We start from the raw sequence: 15261 nt of genomic DNA, 5'->3' as shown, positions 1-15261 counted from the left end.
GCAAAGCCTGACTTACCCCCAGCGGCCCGTTTCCATCCAGGTGAACAGCCGGCGGAAGGGGAACAGCCAGATCCAGCCGATGCCGGCGACCACGTAGACGATCGGCTGGAGCAGGCCGGGCAGGCGGCCGATCGGCAGGCTGGCGATCAGCACCGCCCAGGCGACGATCAGCGCGATCAGGACGAAGGCGCCCGCGGGCTTGCGCCACGTCGGCTCCGTCACCGGAATGTCCCCCGGCTCGCGCGGGCTCACTGGATCACGCCACGTTCGGTGACGACCGCGTGGAGCGGCACGTCATGCGCGTCGGCGGGGATGGCGTCCGCCTGCTGCGCGCTCCAGGCGATGCCGATGCGGCGGGCATCCGGCGCGGCGGCGAAGGCGCGATCATAATAGCCGGCGCCCTGGCCGAGCCGGTTGAGCCGGGCGTCGAACCCCACCAGCGGCGCAAGGATCAGATCGGGCGTGACGCGCTCCGCCGTGGCAAGCGGCTGATCGATGCGGAACGGCCCTTCCTCCAGCGGATCGCCCGGCAGCCATTCGTGGAAGGTCATCGGCGCATCGGGGCCCGTGACCCGCGGCAAAGCGAGGCCGGCGCCGCGATCCAGCGCGCGCAGCAGGATCGGCATGGGATCGGGCTCGAACGGGGTCGAGAGATAGGCGGCGACGATGCGCGCCTGACCGATCAGCGGCGCGGCATGTTCGGCGAGCTGGAGCGTGTCGACCAGCAGGGTCGCCTTCTGCGCCAGATCGATGACGAACGCCTGCCGCCGGTTGCGCAGCTCGACGCGCAGCGCGGCCTTCGCCTCGGCGGCGGTCCGCTCAGTCATGCGCGAGACAGACGTGAAGTGGCGGGACCGCCATGACCGTTTGCCTGATATCCACTGACGCCGAGAACGTCAGGTGGGCGCCGTGTATTTTGGACCAAGGTCCTAACAGGGACAGCTCCCATGGATGAAGAATAGCCTCAGGGATGATCGACGGCTCGTATCGGGCAGTGCCCGCCGGTTGCCTATCTAGGGTGCCGTGCCGCCCGGCTCAAGCCCGTGCCTGCTCCAGCTGTTCGGCCAGCGCCTCGGCCCGGTCCGCCAGCCGCTCCAGCGCGGCGGGATCAAGCGTCGGGGCGGGGGCAGGGGCGGGTGCCGCGGCTGCTGCGCGTGCCGCGTCGAGCTCATCGGCGAGCAGCAGCGCGGCGAATAGCAGCTGCCGCCCCTCGGTCAGCCCGCCCATGCCGCGCGCGGCCTGCATCGCCTTGTCGTCGACCAGTCTCGCGAGTTCGGTGAAGCGCGGCTCGTCCCCGTCGCGCACGGCAATGTCGTAGGGCCGGCCGGCGACGTTGAGGGTGACGCGGGCCATCAGCGCGGCTCCTCGGGCGCGGGCGAGACCTCAAGCGCCGGATCCACGGCGGGGCCGAGCAGGGTATCGAGCCGGGCGATCGCCGCCTGCGTCGAGTCGCGCAGGCGCTGGTGGCGGGCGCGCAGCTCTTCATCCGGGTCGGCCACGGGGGCGGATGGGGGCCGTGCGGCTGCCGCCTCGGCACGGGCGAGCGCGCGTTCCAGCCGCCCGACCGCCACGATGATCCTCTCGTCGTTCATGGCGATGGGCATAACATGGGTCCAGCCAGCGGCAAGCGGGTGCGGTTGACGGGTGCGCCCGCGCGCGCCAAGGGAGCGCCGGGCGGCGTCCGACCGCTTCATCTCAGGAGCATCAAGGCGCGTGACGATCGACCGGACCCAGCTTGCCAACGCAATCCGCGCGCTGGCGATGGACGCGGTCGAAGCCGCCAATTCGGGCCATCCCGGCATGCCGATGGGCATGGCCGATGCGGCGACCGTGCTGTTCGCCGAGCAGATGAAGTTCGATCCCGCCGATCCGCACTGGCCGGATCGCGACCGCTTCGTGCTGTCCGCCGGCCATGGCTCGATGCTGATCTACGCGCTGCTGCACCTGACCGGCTATGCCCGGCCGACGATCGAGGACATCGCCAATTTCCGGAAGCTGGGCAGCCCGTGTGCCGGCCACCCCGAGAATTTCGAGCTGGCGGGCGTCGAGTGCACCACCGGTCCGCTCGGCCAGGGGCTGGCGATGGCGGTCGGCATGGCAATCGCCGAGCGGCACCTGAATGCGGGCTTCGGCGACGAACTGGTCGATCACCGCACCTGGGTGATTGCGGGCGACGGCTGCCTGATGGAAGGCGTCAATCACGAGGCGGCGGGCTTGGCCGGCCACCTCAAGCTCGGCCGGCTGAACGTGCTGTGGGACGATAACCGCATCACCATTGACGGCGCGGTGTCGCTCTCGTCGAGCGAGGATATTGCCGCGCGCTATGCTGCTTATGGCTGGCATGTCGTGGCATGCGACGGGCATGACATGGCGGACGTGTCCCGCGCGCTCAAGGAAGCGGCGGCGGATGCGCGGCCGTCGCTGATCGCCTGCCGCACGATCATCGGCAAGGGCGCGCCAAACGTCGCGGGCACCAGCAAGGTGCACGGTGCGGCGCTGGGCGCGGCCGAAGTCGCCGCCGCGCGCGAATCGCTGGTGTGGACGGATGAGCCGTTCGTCATCCCGCAGCCGATCCGCGATGGCTGGGCCGAGATCGGCCGTCGTGGCGCCGCCCCGCATGCCGCGTGGGCCGAGCGGCTGAAGGCACATCCTCAGGCCGCCGAGTTCAGCCGCCGCATGGCGGGCGACCTGCCTGCCGAGGACTGGCTGGCCCCCTATCTCGACACGCTCTACGCCAATCCGCCCAAGGTCGCGTCGCGCAAGGCGAGCGAGATGGCGCTGGAGGCGATGACCGCAGCGATGCCCGAGATGCTGGGCGGATCGGCCGACCTCACCTCGTCCAATCTCACCAAGGCCAAGGCGCAGACCCCGTTCACCGCCGACGATGCCGCCGGCCGCTATCTCTATTACGGCATCCGCGAATTCGGCATGTCCGCCGCGATGAACGGCATGGCGCTGCACGGCGGCGTCATTCCCTATGGCGGCACCTTCCTCGTCTTCGCCGATTATGCGCGCGGTGCGATCCGCCTGTCGGCACTGCAGAAGGCGCGCGTCGTCTATGTCATGACGCATGACAGCATCGGCCTCGGCGAGGACGGGCCAACGCACCAACCGATCGAGCATCTCGCGTCGCTGCGCGCCATGCCGAACCTCCACGTCTATCGCCCTGCCGATGCGGTCGAGACGGCCGAATGTTGGGCGCTGGCGCTGGAGCGCAAGGACGGCCCGTCGCTCTTGGCGCTGAGCCGGCAGAATCTTCGCCCCGTGCGCACGCAAGCGGCAGGCGAGAATCTGTCCGGCCGCGGTGCCTATCGCCTGCGCAGCGCCGTGGCCGAGCGCCGCGTGATCCTGATCGCCACCGGCTCCGAGGTCGAGATTGCGCTCGATACCGCCGAGCTGCTGGAAGCGCAGGGCATCGGCGCCGATGTCGTCTCGATGCCGTCGTGGGAGCGGTTTGCCGCGCAGCCGGCCGACTATCGCGACGACATCCTGCCGCCGCTCAAGCCCGAGCAGCTGCTCCGCGTCTCGATCGAGGCAGGCTCCACCTTCGGGTGGGAGCGGCACACGATGGTGGAGGGCCTGCGCTTCGGCATCGACGGCTGGGGCGCCTCCGCGCCGGCGCCGGACCTCTACAAGCATTTTGGCCTGACCGCCGACCAGATCGCGCCGAAGGTGCTTGCGGCGCTGCGTGTTTGATTGTCGCGATCGACGAATGGGCGGGCTGCGTCCGCCCTGCGATCGCCTGAGCAAGGGGAAGTGACATGACGAAGGTTGCGATCAACGGGTTCGGGCGGATCGGCCGCCTCGTCGCACGGGCGATCCTCGAGCGGCCCGATTGCGGGCTGGAGCTGGTGACGATCAACGACCTGGCCGATGCCAAGTCGAATGCCTGGCTGTTCAGCCGCGATTCGGTCCACGGCAAGTATCCGGGCGAGGTGAAGGCCGAGGGTGACGACATCGTCATCGACGGCAAGCGCATCAAGGTGACCAAGGAGCGCGACCCCGCCAACCTGCCGCATGCCACCAACGGCGTCGATCTGGTGCTGGAGTGCACCGGCTTCTTCACCGACCGTGAGAGCGCGCAGAAGCATATCGACGGCGGCGCCAAGAAGGTGTTGATCTCCGCGCCCGCCAAGGGCGTCGACCTGACCGTCGTCTACGGCGTCAACAACGACAAGCTGACCGCCGAGCACAAGATCGTCTCCAACGCCTCCTGCACGACCAACTGCCTCGCCCCCGTCGCCAAGGTGCTGAACGACACGGTCGGCATCGAGCGCGGCCTGATGACGACGATCCACGCCTACACCAACGACCAGAAGATCCTCGACCAGATCCACCCCGATCTGCGCCGTGCGCGTGCCGCCGCGATGAACATCATCCCGACGACGACGGGCGCCGCCCGCGCGGTGGGCGAGGTGTTGCCCGAGCTGAAGGGCAAGCTGGACGGCTCCGCGGTGCGCGTGCCCGTCGCCGACGGCAGCCTCGTCGACCTGACCTTTACCCCGAAGCGCGACACCACCGTCGAGGAGGTCAACTCGATCCTCAAGGCCGCGGCCGAGAGCGGCCCGCTCAAGGGCGTGCTGGTCTATTCGGACGAGCCGCTCGTCTCGATCGACATCGTCCACACGCCGGCATCCTCGACGGTCGACAGCCTCGAGACGGCGGTGCTCGAGGGCAAGCTGGTGCGCGTCGTCAGCTGGTACGACAATGAGTGGGGCTTCTCCAACCGCATGGTCGACACGGCCTGCGCGATGGCGAAGCTCTGAGGCCAGCGGCTCGGACCCTGTCCGTCGCCCCGGCGCAGGCCGGGGTGGCGGATCGGATCGGGCGTGACGGGGAGGGAAGAGGCATGATCGGCCGCCTCCTCGGCATTGCCTGCCATGCGAAGCCGAAAGCGGCGATGCAGCTGCTGCCGGATGCCGATGTCACGCTGATGGAAGGCATTGTCGGCGATTTCCGCGGTGGCCTGAAGCCCGGTCGCAACAAGCGCCAGGTTACGGTGATGCGCGCGGAGGACTGGCATGCGGCGCTGGCGGAGCTTGGGGCCGATGTCGCGTGGCAGGAGCGGCGGGTGAACCTCCTCGTCGAGGGGATCGCGCTCGAGAACATGACCGGAGCGACGCTGCGTTTCGCAGGCGGCGTCGTGCTGGAGATTACCGGTGAGTGCGATCCCTGCTTCCGCATGGAGGCGGTCCACCCCGGACTGGAAGCGGCGCTGACCCCGCATTGGCGGGCCGGCGTGTGCACCCGGGTGACGGCCGAGGGGCGGCTGGCGCCGGGCGACGAAGTGAGGCTGGAGCTGCCATGACCGGGTTTCGGACGATCGACGATATGGGCGACATCGCGGGCAAGCGCGTGCTCGTCCGCGAGGATCTGAACGTGCCGATGGACGGCGCGAAGGTGACCGACGACACGCGACTGCGCGCCGCGGTGCCGACCGTGGCCGAGCTGGCCGACAAGGGCGCGATCGTGCTGGTGCTGGCCCATTTCGGCCGGCCCAAGGGACAGCCGAGCCCCGAATATTCGCTGGCGCAGGTGACGCAGCCCTTCGCCGCGGTGCTGGGCCGCGAGGTCCGCTATATCGACTGGGAAGGCGTGGCGGATTCGGTCGCGACCTTGCGTCCGGGCGATGTCGCGCTGCTGGAGAATACCCGCTTCTTCGGGGGCGAGGAGAAGAACGATCCCGCGGTGGTGGAGCGTTTCGCGGCGCTCGGTGACCTGTACGTCAATGATGCCTTCTCCGCCGCGCACCGCGCGCACGCCTCGACCGAGGGCCTGGCGCACAAGCTGCCGGCATTCGCCGGGCGGCAGATGGAAGCGGAGCTGAGGGCGCTGGAAAAGGCGTTGGGCGCGCCCGAGCATCCCGTCGCCGCGGTGGTCGGCGGCGCCAAGGTGTCGACCAAGCTCGACGTGCTGAAGCACCTCGTCGCGAAGGTGGATCACCTGATCATCGGCGGCGGCATGGCGAATACCTTCCTCGCGGCTCGCGGCGTCGATGTCGGCAAGTCGCTGTGCGAGCATGACCTGAAGGACACCGCGCTCGCCATCCTCGATGCGGCGGATGCGGCGAACTGCACCGTCCACCTGCCCTATGACGTTGTCGTGGCGAAGGAATTCCGCGCCAATCCGCCGACGCGCACCGTGAACGTGCACGAAGTCGCGGCGGACGAGATGATCCTCGATGTCGGCCCCGCCGCGGTCGAGGCGCTGGGCGACGCGATCAAGACGTGCCGCACGCTTGTCTGGAACGGTCCGCTCGGCGCGTTCGAGACCGCGCCGTTCGATGCCGCGACGGTCGCGCTGGCGCAGACGGCGGCCGCGCTGACGCAGGGCGGCGAGCTCGTCTCTGTCGCAGGCGGCGGCGATACGGTCGCGGCGCTCAACCAGGCGGGCGTGGCGGATTCGTTCAGCTTCGTTTCGACCGCGGGCGGTGCCTTCCTCGAGTGGATGGAAGGCAAGGAGCTGCCCGGCGTCGCGGCGCTGACGCAGGGCTGATCCACCGCCCCTGTCCCATTGCGGGGAGGCGGGGGCGGTTGTCCCCCGCGGCCCTGCTGGTTATCAGCGGCACGTTTCCGCACCGCAACAAGTCGGCGGTGCCGATCACAGAACAGGGGATGCGACATGCAGCAGCAGGACATGGTGGAGAAGATCGCCGGCGGCCGGGGCTTCATCGCCGCGCTGGACCAGAGCGGCGGCTCCACGCCGAAGGCGCTGAAGGGCTATGGCGTCGAGGAAAGCGCCTATAGCGGCGACGAGCAGATGTTCGGCCTGATCCACGACATGCGCGTGCGGATCATCACCTCGCCCGCCTTCACCGGCGACAAGGTGCTCGGCGCGATCCTGTTCGAGCGGACGATGGACGGCGAGGCGAACGGCAAGCCCGTGCCGCAGGCGCTGATCGAGCGCGGCGTGGTGCCCTTCATCAAGATCGACAAGGGTCTTGAGGACGAGGCGAACGGCGTCCAGCTGATGAAGCCGATGCCCGAGCTCGACACGCTGCTGGCGCGCGCCAAGTCGCTCGGCGTGTTCGGCACCAAGGAGCGTTCGGTCATCAACCTCGCCAACCGCGAGGGCATCGCCGCGGTCGTCAAGCAGCAGTTCGAGGTGGGCCAGCAGGTGCTCGCCGGCGGGCTGGTGCCGATCATCGAGCCCGAGGTGAACATCAAGAGCGCCGAGCGCGCCGAGGCGGACGCGATCCTGCTCGACGAGCTGGTCAAGGCGCTGGACGCGATGCCCGGCGACGACAAGGTTATGCTGAAGCTGTCGCTGCCGAAGCAGCCCGGCCTGTTCGATCCGCTGGTCGATCATCCGCGCGTGCTGCGCGTCGTCGCTCTGTCGGGCGGCTTCGCCCGTCCCGAGGCATGTGTCGAGCTGGCGAAGAATCGCGGCGTGATCGCGAGCTTCAGCCGTGCGCTGCTGGAGGATCTGCGCTTCCAGATGAGCGACGAGGAGTTCGACGCGGCGCTGGGGCAGGCGATCGACGCGATCTACACGGCCTCGGTCGAAAAGACCGCCTGATCGGGTCCGCGCCCCGGCGTCGGGCCGGGGCGCGATTTTCGCGCGCCGGAGTGGGCGGCGCCAGGGTGCCCGCCGCTTCCACGAACGGGCGTAGCACCGCATCCCGGAAGCCGTGCGGCGCTGTGCCGGCATCCTCGACACCGAAGCTCAGCTTCTCGCGCTTGAGCGTGGGAATTAGCAGGGTGCCTGCCAGGCGATCGAACAGCGCCAACGTCGAGCCGAAGTTGCGCCCGTGATGGCGCGGGTCGGCGCTGTGGTGCAGCTGGTGGTGTGCGGGGCTCATCAACAGCCGGCCGAGCGCGCCGGGCCAGGCGATCCAGATGTGCGAGTGCTGCAGGTAGGTCAGCACGATCGTGGCGGCGAAGACGATTGCATTGGATCCGCCGACCACCGCCTGCGCCGACGGCCCGATCAGTCGCGCGCAGAGCGCCCCCGTCACCCCCATCAGCGCGGCGGCCATGTTGTAGAAGACGATCGTGTCGACCGGGTGGACGCGGAAATTGGTGAGCAGCGACAGCGATTCGGCGCTGTGATGCACCTTGTGGAACGCCCAGAGCGCCGGCACGCGGTGGCTGAGCCAGTGGTTCAGCCAATAGGCCGCCTCATAGGCAACGAACAGCGCGACGGTGACGAGCGGGATGGCGGCCCAGCCGGGCAGGCGCGCAAGTACAGGGCCATGGCCGAGCAGCGCCGTCGCTTGATCGCCCCACCAGTTCGCCGAAACCAGCGCCCAGCCGAGCATGCTGCCGGCGAGCAGGGCGGAGAAGAGGAAGGCGGCAATGTCGAGCCGGCCCGAGGCGGAGCGCAGGACGCGCCGCGGCAGCAGCGCCCGCGCCACCACAGCGACGCGCACGCGCCGCCGCCGCCCGCGCGGCACGGCCCCCCGCACCGCCAGCAGGGCGAGCAGGGCAGCGGCAGCGAGCCACATCGGCAATGCGGGCAGAGCGAGCGATCCCATGCCGGCCGGATCTAGCCGGCGGAGGTAAGGGGCTGGTTAAGCGGACGCGCTACCGCCGCCGGATCAGGCTTCGTCGCCGCTTTCGTCGCTGACCGGCCCGGCAAGGCCGCCCGTGCCGAAGCCGAACGCCAAGAAGGCGGGCACGGGGCCGTTCCAGCCATCGTCCGCCGGCTCCGAGCCGTAGCTGCCGGAGCGTGGGCGCTCGTCATGGCGGGCCGGGCGGCGCTCCTCGCGCGGCGTTTCCCGCGCAGTCTCGCGCGGTGCGTCGCGGCGGTCATCGCGTCGCGGCTCGCGCCCGCGGCGGGGGGCCTCGCGCTCACGGCGACGCTCGCGACGGGGTTCACGCTCAGCGGGCTCGGCCTCCGGCTCACTCACGGCCGGCGCGGCGCTGCCGGCGACGCGCGGGATCGGGCTGCCGGTCAGCTTCTCGATGTTGGCGACCGCCTCGGCATCGTCGGGGGTGGCGAGAGTGAAGGCCTTGCCCGTCGCGCCCGCGCGGCCGGTGCGGCCGATGCGGTGGACGTAATCGTCAGGATGCCACGGCACGTCGAAGTTGAAGACGTGGCTGACGCCCTTGATGTCGAGACCGCGCGCGGCGACGTCGGAGGCGACGAGGATGTTGATCTCGCCCGCCTTGAACCGCTCCAGCTCGCGCAGGCGCTCCGACTGCTCCATGTCGCCATGGATCTGGCTGGCAGCGAAGTTGTTGCGCTGAAGCGAGGTGGCGAGTTCGCGCACCGTCGTCTTGCGATTGGCGAAGATGATCGCGGTGCGCACATCGTCCGCGCGCAGCAGATCGCGCAGCACGTCACGCTTGGCGCGCGCGCTCGTCTCCACCAACGCCTGCTCGATCGAGGCGTTGGTGGTAGCTGGGCGGGCGACCTCGACCTGCTTGGGATTGGACAGGAAGCGATCGGCCAGCTTCTTGATCGGCCCCGGCATCGTCGCGGAGAAGAGCAAGGTCTGCCGCGTCGGCGGCAGCTTGGCGCAGATTTCCTCGATGTCGGGGATGAAGCCCATGTCGAGCATGCGATCCGCTTCGTCGATGACGAGGATCGAGCAGCCGGACAGCAGGATCTTGCCGCGCTCGAACAGATCCTTGAGGCGGCCGGGCGTCGCGATCAGCACGTCGACGCCCTTTTCCAGCGCCTTGACCTGATCGCCCATCTGCACGCCGCCGATCAGCAGCGCCATCGAGAGCTTGTGATACTTGCCGTATTTCTCGAAATTCTCGGCGACCTGCGCCGCCAGTTCGCGCGTGGGCTCGAGGATCAGGCTGCGCGGCATCATCGCGCGGGCGCGGCCCTGTGCCAGGATGTCGATCATCGGCAGCACGAACGATGCGGTCTTGCCCGTGCCGGTCTGCGCGATCGCGATCAGATCGCGGTTCATCAGCACGGGCGGGATCGCCGCGGCCTGCACCGGGGTCGGATCCTTGTAGCCGGACTCGTCCAGCGCGCGGAGCAGTTCGTCGGAAAGGCCGATATCGGCAAAGGTCATGGGCGGCCCGGTCAGTGCGGCGCGCCCAGCACGGGGGCCGCGGACAAGAGCGGCGCTAGGCTGCGCCGATGCCCAAAGTCAAGCGAATCAGCCCGGGCGGTCCCGCTCAGCGGCGCTTCGCCGCTGGCGCTTCGACGGGCACCAGCCGGCGAAAGCGTTCCACCGCGCACTCGCCGCCGGAGCGATCGCGGATCGAATCGCGATCGGCGCAGATCTTCCGGTCCATCGTCGGCAGGACATAGAAGCCGGTATAGAAGGACAGGCCGGGGCAGGAGCGGGTGAATTCCGCCCGCATCCGATCGCCCCCACGCAGGATCAGGTCGACGCTGTCGCGCTCGGTCACGACGGCGCCGGCTAGCTGGTCCATGCCGATGCAGCGTGGACCCTTCTTCTCCTTCCAGACGATCTTGCGCTGCGGGAGCGGCGGGCGCGCGGGCACGCGCACGATCAGGCTCTGCCGGATGGTGAGCTGCGCGACGGCCGGCGCGGACGGGGCGGCCGGGGCCGCAAGGAGCGCTAGGGCGAGGGCGGACACGATCGCGGCGCTTCTGCTGATGCGATTGAACGGTCGATGAACCGGGCGGCTCAGGCGGCCGGCAGGCGTGCGGCTTCGGCCTGGTAGGCGGCGCGCTGCGCTGCCTCCAGCGCCTCGGCGCGGCTGCGCGCGGCGTCGAGTGCGGCCGTGTCGGGCGGCGTGGCGGCCTGTGCTGCCGCAAGGCGCAGCGCGTCGAGATCCGCCAGCGCCTGCGAGGCGGGCCCACGCGCGGCATCGAGCCGGGTGAGCGCGAGCTGCGCGGCGATCCACGCCTCGCTTCCGACCGCCGGCGCAGAGCCGGTGCGGCGAAGCGCAGCCAGCGCCTCGGCAAAGTCGCGCTCGGCCGCGTCCAGCCGCGCCACCACCTCGGCCACCTTGGCGTCGAGCGCGGGATCGCGCGTGGCGGCAGGCGTGGCGCGCTCCGGCTCCTCGAACAGCGCCTGCTGCTCGATCGGGCGGGGGGCCAGCGACGGATAGCCCTTGTGCGAGGCGGTGCAGCCCGCGACGAGCAGCAGGGGAAGGAAGCGGCGCATGGGCTACGGGCTTAATGGCTTCACCGCGGCCGGGAAAGCGGCGGAGCGGCGCGCACGATTATTTCGACGACAGGGGTTGCGCCCCCCGGAGGACGCGGCTATCCGGCCCATCCCACGCGCCCGTAGCTCAGCTGGATAGAGCATCAGACTACGAATCTGAGGGTCGGACGTTCGAATCGTTCCGGGCGCGCCATTTTTCAAAGGGTTAGCAGGGGCCATCCCTCACCCGAGTGGCTCTAGGTAACACACTAGGTAACACGCCCCTCCAAACGGGGAGGCGAGGGCCGATCGGTCTGTCAGATGAGTCTGTCACGCTGTCCTCCGAATCCGCCGAGCTTACGCCAGCTTTTCTCTTCCTTGCAGCCTCAACCGGCCGGCTTCGCAGGTCGGCTGTCGATCCACTGATCGATGTCATTTACAAGCCATGCAACGGCCCGCGGCCCGAGCTTGCGAGGGCGTGGAAAGCCGCCGTCCTCCATCATGCGATAGATGGATGATCGGGCGAGCCCAGTCCGAAGCTTGACTTCAGGCAGCCTGATAAGGCGCGTGGGTGTGTGAGCATCTGTGGCCATAAACAGCTCCAAGCAGGATAGCCCCTTCCCTTACGATCCTATGGCCTGAGGGATCGTTGGGGAAATGTTGAGGCGACAGCAGCCGGCAAAAGACGCTTTGTGCCTCGGTAGAGCGGAGACGAATCGCGGGGTCGCTAGTCTCATCGGCACCTTTACGACATGCATGGCGCTGCAAGCGCGATCGCGCTCGCAGCTACCGCGAGCCGTGTCGCGCGAATCACCATGTGAGCCACTCGAAGCGAACTTCAGCCTTTGGGATTAGGTAACACGCTGAAAAGGGGCGGGAGGCGCCCGCTTGGCAACAATCCCTGAGACGTACGAATGCCGATCGCCCGACAGTTTGGGTGGAAACCAGACTGGCCGCTTCAAAAAAGATATTTCAGTCATTTTGCCTGTGTGTTCAGATTAGAATTATGCAATCCGGCCGGCCAATGGTCGGAAGACGGACTGTCGCAATGGCGTTCCGAAGGTCAGAGGTTCGATGCGCCTCGGCTCCAACACCAGCTCCATTAAACAGCTGAGCGAGACCGTCGCCGAGCGAGCTCGCCGCCCAGCCGTGTAAGCCGCCTAGGCGGTTCCAAGGTCGCGCAGCCAGTCTTCCATTGTGTCGGGCTGCGGCGGGAAGACGACTTCCGGGCCGGGGTTCTCCCATTTGCCCAGGCCATCCATCACATAGGCCCGGTCGACGAGTTCGTCCCGCGTGCCCACCCGCAGCACCGCGCAGACATAGTCGCATTGCCCCATGAGTACGGGCTGTCCCGCGCCACAATCGTCATCGACCTCGTAGGCCGTGACTGTGAAGGTGGCGCCCGTGACGGTCAGACCGTGCTCGGCCATGGCGTTGAGAAGCCGCAGGGCTTCGAGTTCCAGCTTCACCTGCGCAACGGCACCGGCCGGAATGCGGCTCGGGCCGAGCGGCGAACACCAGGTTTGAAGCTGTTCGACGAGTTCCGCCTGGCCGAGATCGCTCAGTTCGACGAAGCTGAAGTCGAGCGACTCGCCCCGCCCGATCAGACCCACAAGTTGGCGTCCGCTGCGGATCGTCTCCAGCGGAAGATAGGGCTGATCGTCCTGCGCCTGCTCCGAAGAGGTCAGGTCGGTTGCGTGGAGGTCGAACGCGGCCGCCAGCGACGCGATGGTGTCGGCAGAGAGCCGCTCGCCCCGCTCCGCGCGCTGGATTGTCGCAAGCGCCAGGCCTGACCGTCCAGCCAGATCCTCCTGGGTCATCGCTCGCTCCTTGCGGAGCGTCTTCACGCGGTCGCCGAGCGCCATGATGGAAGTATAAAGGGTCATCGTCTGTTCCTCCATTGCTGGTGGCGCAGCTTTCGTCCTGACTGTGGTCGTCAGGCCACGTCAGCAACCCTCAGGCGATGCGGCAGCGGTATCCCACCGCAGATCGTCGCTCACCCGAAAGCATAGCAGCGACCTAAGGCGCATCTCCCTTGATCAAGCCGATGTCCGCGATCGCATGGCGGTGGTCGCGGGCGAGGCCGACTTCCTGTCCCTGTTTCAGTAGCAAAAAACCTTACCAACCGGCCGACGCCGACCGATGACGGTCAACGGCGGTGCATGCAGCCGTAGCGCCCTAGGTAAGATCATGAGCCAGTGAGCGTCTAATCACCGAACAGGACGCTGAAGAAGGCCTGGTTGCGCTTTTTGGCATGGGCGATCAGCGTATCGTAGCCCATAGCCTGGATGAAGATCTGCTCGTTGTCGCGGTAGCGAACGTAGATGTCAGGGTTCCAGTCGTTCTTAAAGTCGTGGTTGCGCAGCACATTCACGAGTGACGGCTTCAGGTCCGCGACGATATAGCCAAACCGGCGCACGACGCCGCGGAACGCGAAGTGCGAACCGTCCGTCCGCGCGATCCCGCCCGCCATGGTGGCGTCCTTGAGCGTCTCGATCACCTGCATGACGGGATCGTGCTTGACGTCTCCGAACCGGTAATCGTCGCGGCTCGGCCGCTTGAACTCGATGATCGTGATCGTCGTGCCGTCATTGTCGCCGAGGACGAGGCTGTCATCGAAGAAGGCGAGATCGGCGATCTTGTCGCCTTTCTTGCGGCCCTTGCCGTGCATCGCGCGGTCGCTCGAGATGTACGGCAGGAACGCCAGCGCGTCGTCGACCAGCCACAGATTGTGCTCGAAATAGTCGGTATCGACGCTGTCCGAAAAGCGGTGGAAGACGAGATCGTGGATCGTGTCTTCGGGCGCGTGGGTGCCGCTCGAGCCATATTTGCGCGCGGCCTCGATCAGCTCGATCACCTTCTTGCGGTGGACGACATACTCGGCGAGCGCCTCCTTGTTGGAGGCATCGATCTTGTCGACGATGTCCTTGATGTTGGTCATGTAGTTGTCGGGGTCGTTGGCCGCGCTGGTGATCGCCTTGGTCAGATCCCGCGACACGCGGTAACGCTCGATCGCGAGGTCCGACACGAACTGCTGCGCCTTCCAGTTGTTCGGCTTTCCCGCGACGTAACTCGAAATCGACTGACCTTTGAGCCCGATCCGAAGGATCGGATTTTCCTGGAGCGCCGTCTCGAGATCGCGCGATTGAGTCGTCTTGATCTTGTCAATTTGGCTCTTCTCGGTCGACTGAATGATGTCGCCGACCGCACCGACAATCTCTTCAATGATCGCCGGCGAAATGTTGATCCCGGTCCGCGCGTCGTTCAGCCGCGTCTCGAACGCGTCCGATCGCACAACGCCGATCACGATATAGGGCTTGTCCTGATCGTCCATGAAGGCGGGCTGGCCGAGCAGATTGGTGAGGTCGCGCGGATTGCCGACGATGCGATCGCCCGCGGCGAACAGCAGGCTGTGGTTTTTGAACGACCGGGTGCGCGGCACCTTGGTCAGCGAATAGTCGATCGTCTCTGCCTTGCCATCGATCTGGACGTCGAAGGAGCCCAATTCCGACTGGACGAAGATGTTCTTGAAGTGGGCGGTGATGCTGCTGGCCTCGGCGTCGTCGAACCGGATCGTGATCTCGGGCAGCCAGCGGTAGAGGAAATGCGGCAGGAAGTGGCTGCCGATATGGTCGGCGATGTCGCTCTCGTCGAGCGTGGCGATCAGCTCGTGCCACTCGGGGCGGGGCTCGTCATAGTCGACGCGAAGGCCGAGATGCGCAAAGTCCGGCTCGCCGTCATGGTAGATAAGTTCGTCCTCCCGGTGGATGTCGAAACGGAAGGTGCGCCTGTCGGGCGCCGGCAGTGCCTCGAACCGGCTCGAGTAGAGGATGCGGTTGAACACCTTGAAGGCGATGAAGCGGCCGAAGCCGCGGCCATTCTGCTGAAGCTTGTGGCCTGAAAACGGGGTCTTGAACGAGCGGTAGTTGCCGTCGTCGAGACCGATGCCGTTGTCGGTAATCGAGATCATCAGGTGCTGGGGATCGTTGATGCTCGACATCGCGATTTCGATCGTGCCCTGCTTGCGGGCGTCATCGCGGAAGCGCGCCTCTATCCCGTGCATCGCGTTCGACACCGCCTCGAGCGTCGGCAGCAGAAAGCCGTGGAGATCCTTGCTGACGTGGGTCCGCTGGAGCACCGCCACCATGTCGGGTTTGACGAGCGTGTCGGTCTCAGCGGTCACAGTGCGATCCTCCCCGGCACGGCTTAGGCGAACCGGTGCAGGTGTGACAATCGAT

General features: G+C 67.5%; 16 protein-coding genes, 1 tRNA gene and 1 other RNA gene. 6 read left to right on the top strand and 12 right to left on the bottom strand.

Annotation, left to right across the window (positions count from 1 at the left end):
- Positions 1–12: 12 nt before the first annotated feature.
- The 5 genes from BM360_RS12190 to BM360_RS12175 form a co-directional block, all read right to left on the bottom strand.
- A complete protein-coding gene (locus tag BM360_RS12190; RefSeq protein WP_242653467.1) occupies positions 13–252 on the bottom strand; it encodes a DUF2842 domain-containing protein in 240 nt (79 codons plus the stop codon).
- Positions 249–827 (bottom strand): 5-formyltetrahydrofolate cyclo-ligase, encoded by a 579-nt coding sequence (locus tag BM360_RS12185; protein ID WP_093314970.1) that lies wholly within the window; start codon positions 825–827, stop codon positions 249–251. The genes BM360_RS12190 and BM360_RS12185 overlap by 4 nt, the downstream gene beginning before the upstream one ends.
- A 20-nt stretch (positions 828–847) precedes the next feature.
- Positions 848–1001, bottom strand: a non-coding RNA gene (gene ssrS / locus BM360_RS20125) — 6S RNA.
- A 34-nt stretch (positions 1002–1035) separates the two neighbouring features.
- Positions 1036–1353 (bottom strand): cell division protein ZapA, encoded by a 318-nt coding sequence (zapA, locus tag BM360_RS12180; protein ID WP_093314968.1) that lies wholly within the window; start codon positions 1351–1353, stop codon positions 1036–1038.
- The gene (locus tag BM360_RS12175; RefSeq protein WP_131819265.1) at positions 1353–1592 is read right to left on the bottom strand and encodes a hypothetical protein; all 240 of its coding nucleotides are present in this window, start codon (positions 1590–1592) and stop codon (positions 1353–1355) included. The genes zapA and BM360_RS12175 overlap by 1 nt, the downstream gene beginning before the upstream one ends.
- A 169-nt stretch (positions 1593–1761) precedes the next feature.
- Here BM360_RS12175 and tkt point away from each other — a divergent pair, with 169 nt between their 5' ends.
- From tkt to BM360_RS12150, 5 genes are all read left to right on the top strand, one after another.
- Positions 1762–3696: a transketolase gene (gene tkt / locus BM360_RS12170; RefSeq protein ID WP_423228914.1), complete on the top strand. Its 1935-nt coding sequence runs from the start codon at positions 1762–1764 to the stop codon at positions 3694–3696.
- Between the two features lie 65 nt (positions 3697–3761).
- A complete protein-coding gene (gap, locus tag BM360_RS12165; protein WP_093314962.1) occupies positions 3762–4766 on the top strand; it encodes a type I glyceraldehyde-3-phosphate dehydrogenase in 1005 nt (334 codons plus the stop codon).
- Positions 4767–4849: 83 nt separating this feature from the next.
- Positions 4850–5308, top strand: a complete 459-nt coding sequence (locus BM360_RS12160; RefSeq protein WP_093314960.1) for an MOSC domain-containing protein — start codon at positions 4850–4852, stop codon at positions 5306–5308.
- A complete protein-coding gene (locus BM360_RS12155; protein ID WP_093314958.1) occupies positions 5305–6495 on the top strand; it encodes a phosphoglycerate kinase in 1191 nt (396 codons plus the stop codon). Before BM360_RS12160 ends, BM360_RS12155 begins: the two co-directional genes overlap by 4 nt.
- A 126-nt stretch (positions 6496–6621) precedes the next feature.
- Positions 6622–7518: a fructose bisphosphate aldolase gene (locus BM360_RS12150; protein WP_093314956.1), complete on the top strand. Its 897-nt coding sequence runs from the start codon at positions 6622–6624 to the stop codon at positions 7516–7518.
- On the opposite strand, the gene BM360_RS12145 is transcribed toward BM360_RS12150, so the two are convergent.
- The 4 genes from BM360_RS12145 to BM360_RS12130 all read right to left on the bottom strand — a co-directional run bounded on the left by BM360_RS12145 (position 7403) and on the right by BM360_RS12130 (position 11044).
- A complete protein-coding gene (locus BM360_RS12145) occupies positions 7403–8476 on the bottom strand; it encodes a sterol desaturase family protein (protein WP_093314954.1) in 1074 nt (357 codons plus the stop codon). The genes BM360_RS12150 and BM360_RS12145 overlap by 116 nt on opposite strands.
- Positions 8477–8539: 63 nt before the next feature.
- Positions 8540–9976, bottom strand: a complete 1437-nt coding sequence (locus BM360_RS12140; protein ID WP_093314952.1) for a DEAD/DEAH box helicase — start codon at positions 9974–9976, stop codon at positions 8540–8542.
- Between the two features lie 106 nt (positions 9977–10082).
- Positions 10083–10511, bottom strand: a complete 429-nt coding sequence (locus tag BM360_RS12135; RefSeq protein WP_242653466.1) for a hypothetical protein — start codon at positions 10509–10511, stop codon at positions 10083–10085.
- A 50-nt stretch (positions 10512–10561) separates the two neighbouring features.
- Positions 10562–11044: a hypothetical protein gene (locus BM360_RS12130; RefSeq protein WP_093314950.1), complete on the bottom strand. Its 483-nt coding sequence runs from the start codon at positions 11042–11044 to the stop codon at positions 10562–10564.
- Between the two features lie 116 nt (positions 11045–11160).
- On the opposite strand from BM360_RS12130, the gene BM360_RS12125 reads away from it, so the two are divergent.
- Positions 11161–11237, top strand: a tRNA-Arg gene (locus tag BM360_RS12125).
- A gap of 172 nt (positions 11238–11409) precedes the next feature.
- Here BM360_RS12125 and BM360_RS12120 read toward each other — a convergent pair.
- The 3 genes from BM360_RS12120 to BM360_RS12110 form a co-directional block, all read right to left on the bottom strand.
- Positions 11410–11616: an AlpA family transcriptional regulator gene (locus tag BM360_RS12120; RefSeq protein ID WP_093316021.1), complete on the bottom strand. Its 207-nt coding sequence runs from the start codon at positions 11614–11616 to the stop codon at positions 11410–11412.
- Between the two features lie 567 nt (positions 11617–12183).
- The gene (locus BM360_RS12115) at positions 12184–12909 is read right to left on the bottom strand and encodes a helix-turn-helix domain-containing protein (protein WP_165611298.1); all 726 of its coding nucleotides are present in this window, start codon (positions 12907–12909) and stop codon (positions 12184–12186) included.
- Between the two features lie 320 nt (positions 12910–13229).
- A complete protein-coding gene (locus tag BM360_RS12110) occupies positions 13230–15206 on the bottom strand; it encodes an ATP-binding protein (RefSeq protein WP_165611297.1) in 1977 nt (658 codons plus the stop codon).
- Positions 15207–15261 lie beyond the last annotated feature (55 nt).

Source organism: Sphingomonas jatrophae (assembly GCF_900113315.1).
Taxonomy (GTDB): domain Bacteria; phylum Pseudomonadota; class Alphaproteobacteria; order Sphingomonadales; family Sphingomonadaceae; genus Sphingomonas_P; species Sphingomonas_P jatrophae.
The sequence above is the reverse complement of the archived record's forward strand: the minus strand, read 5'-3'. Positions and strand labels throughout refer to the sequence as shown.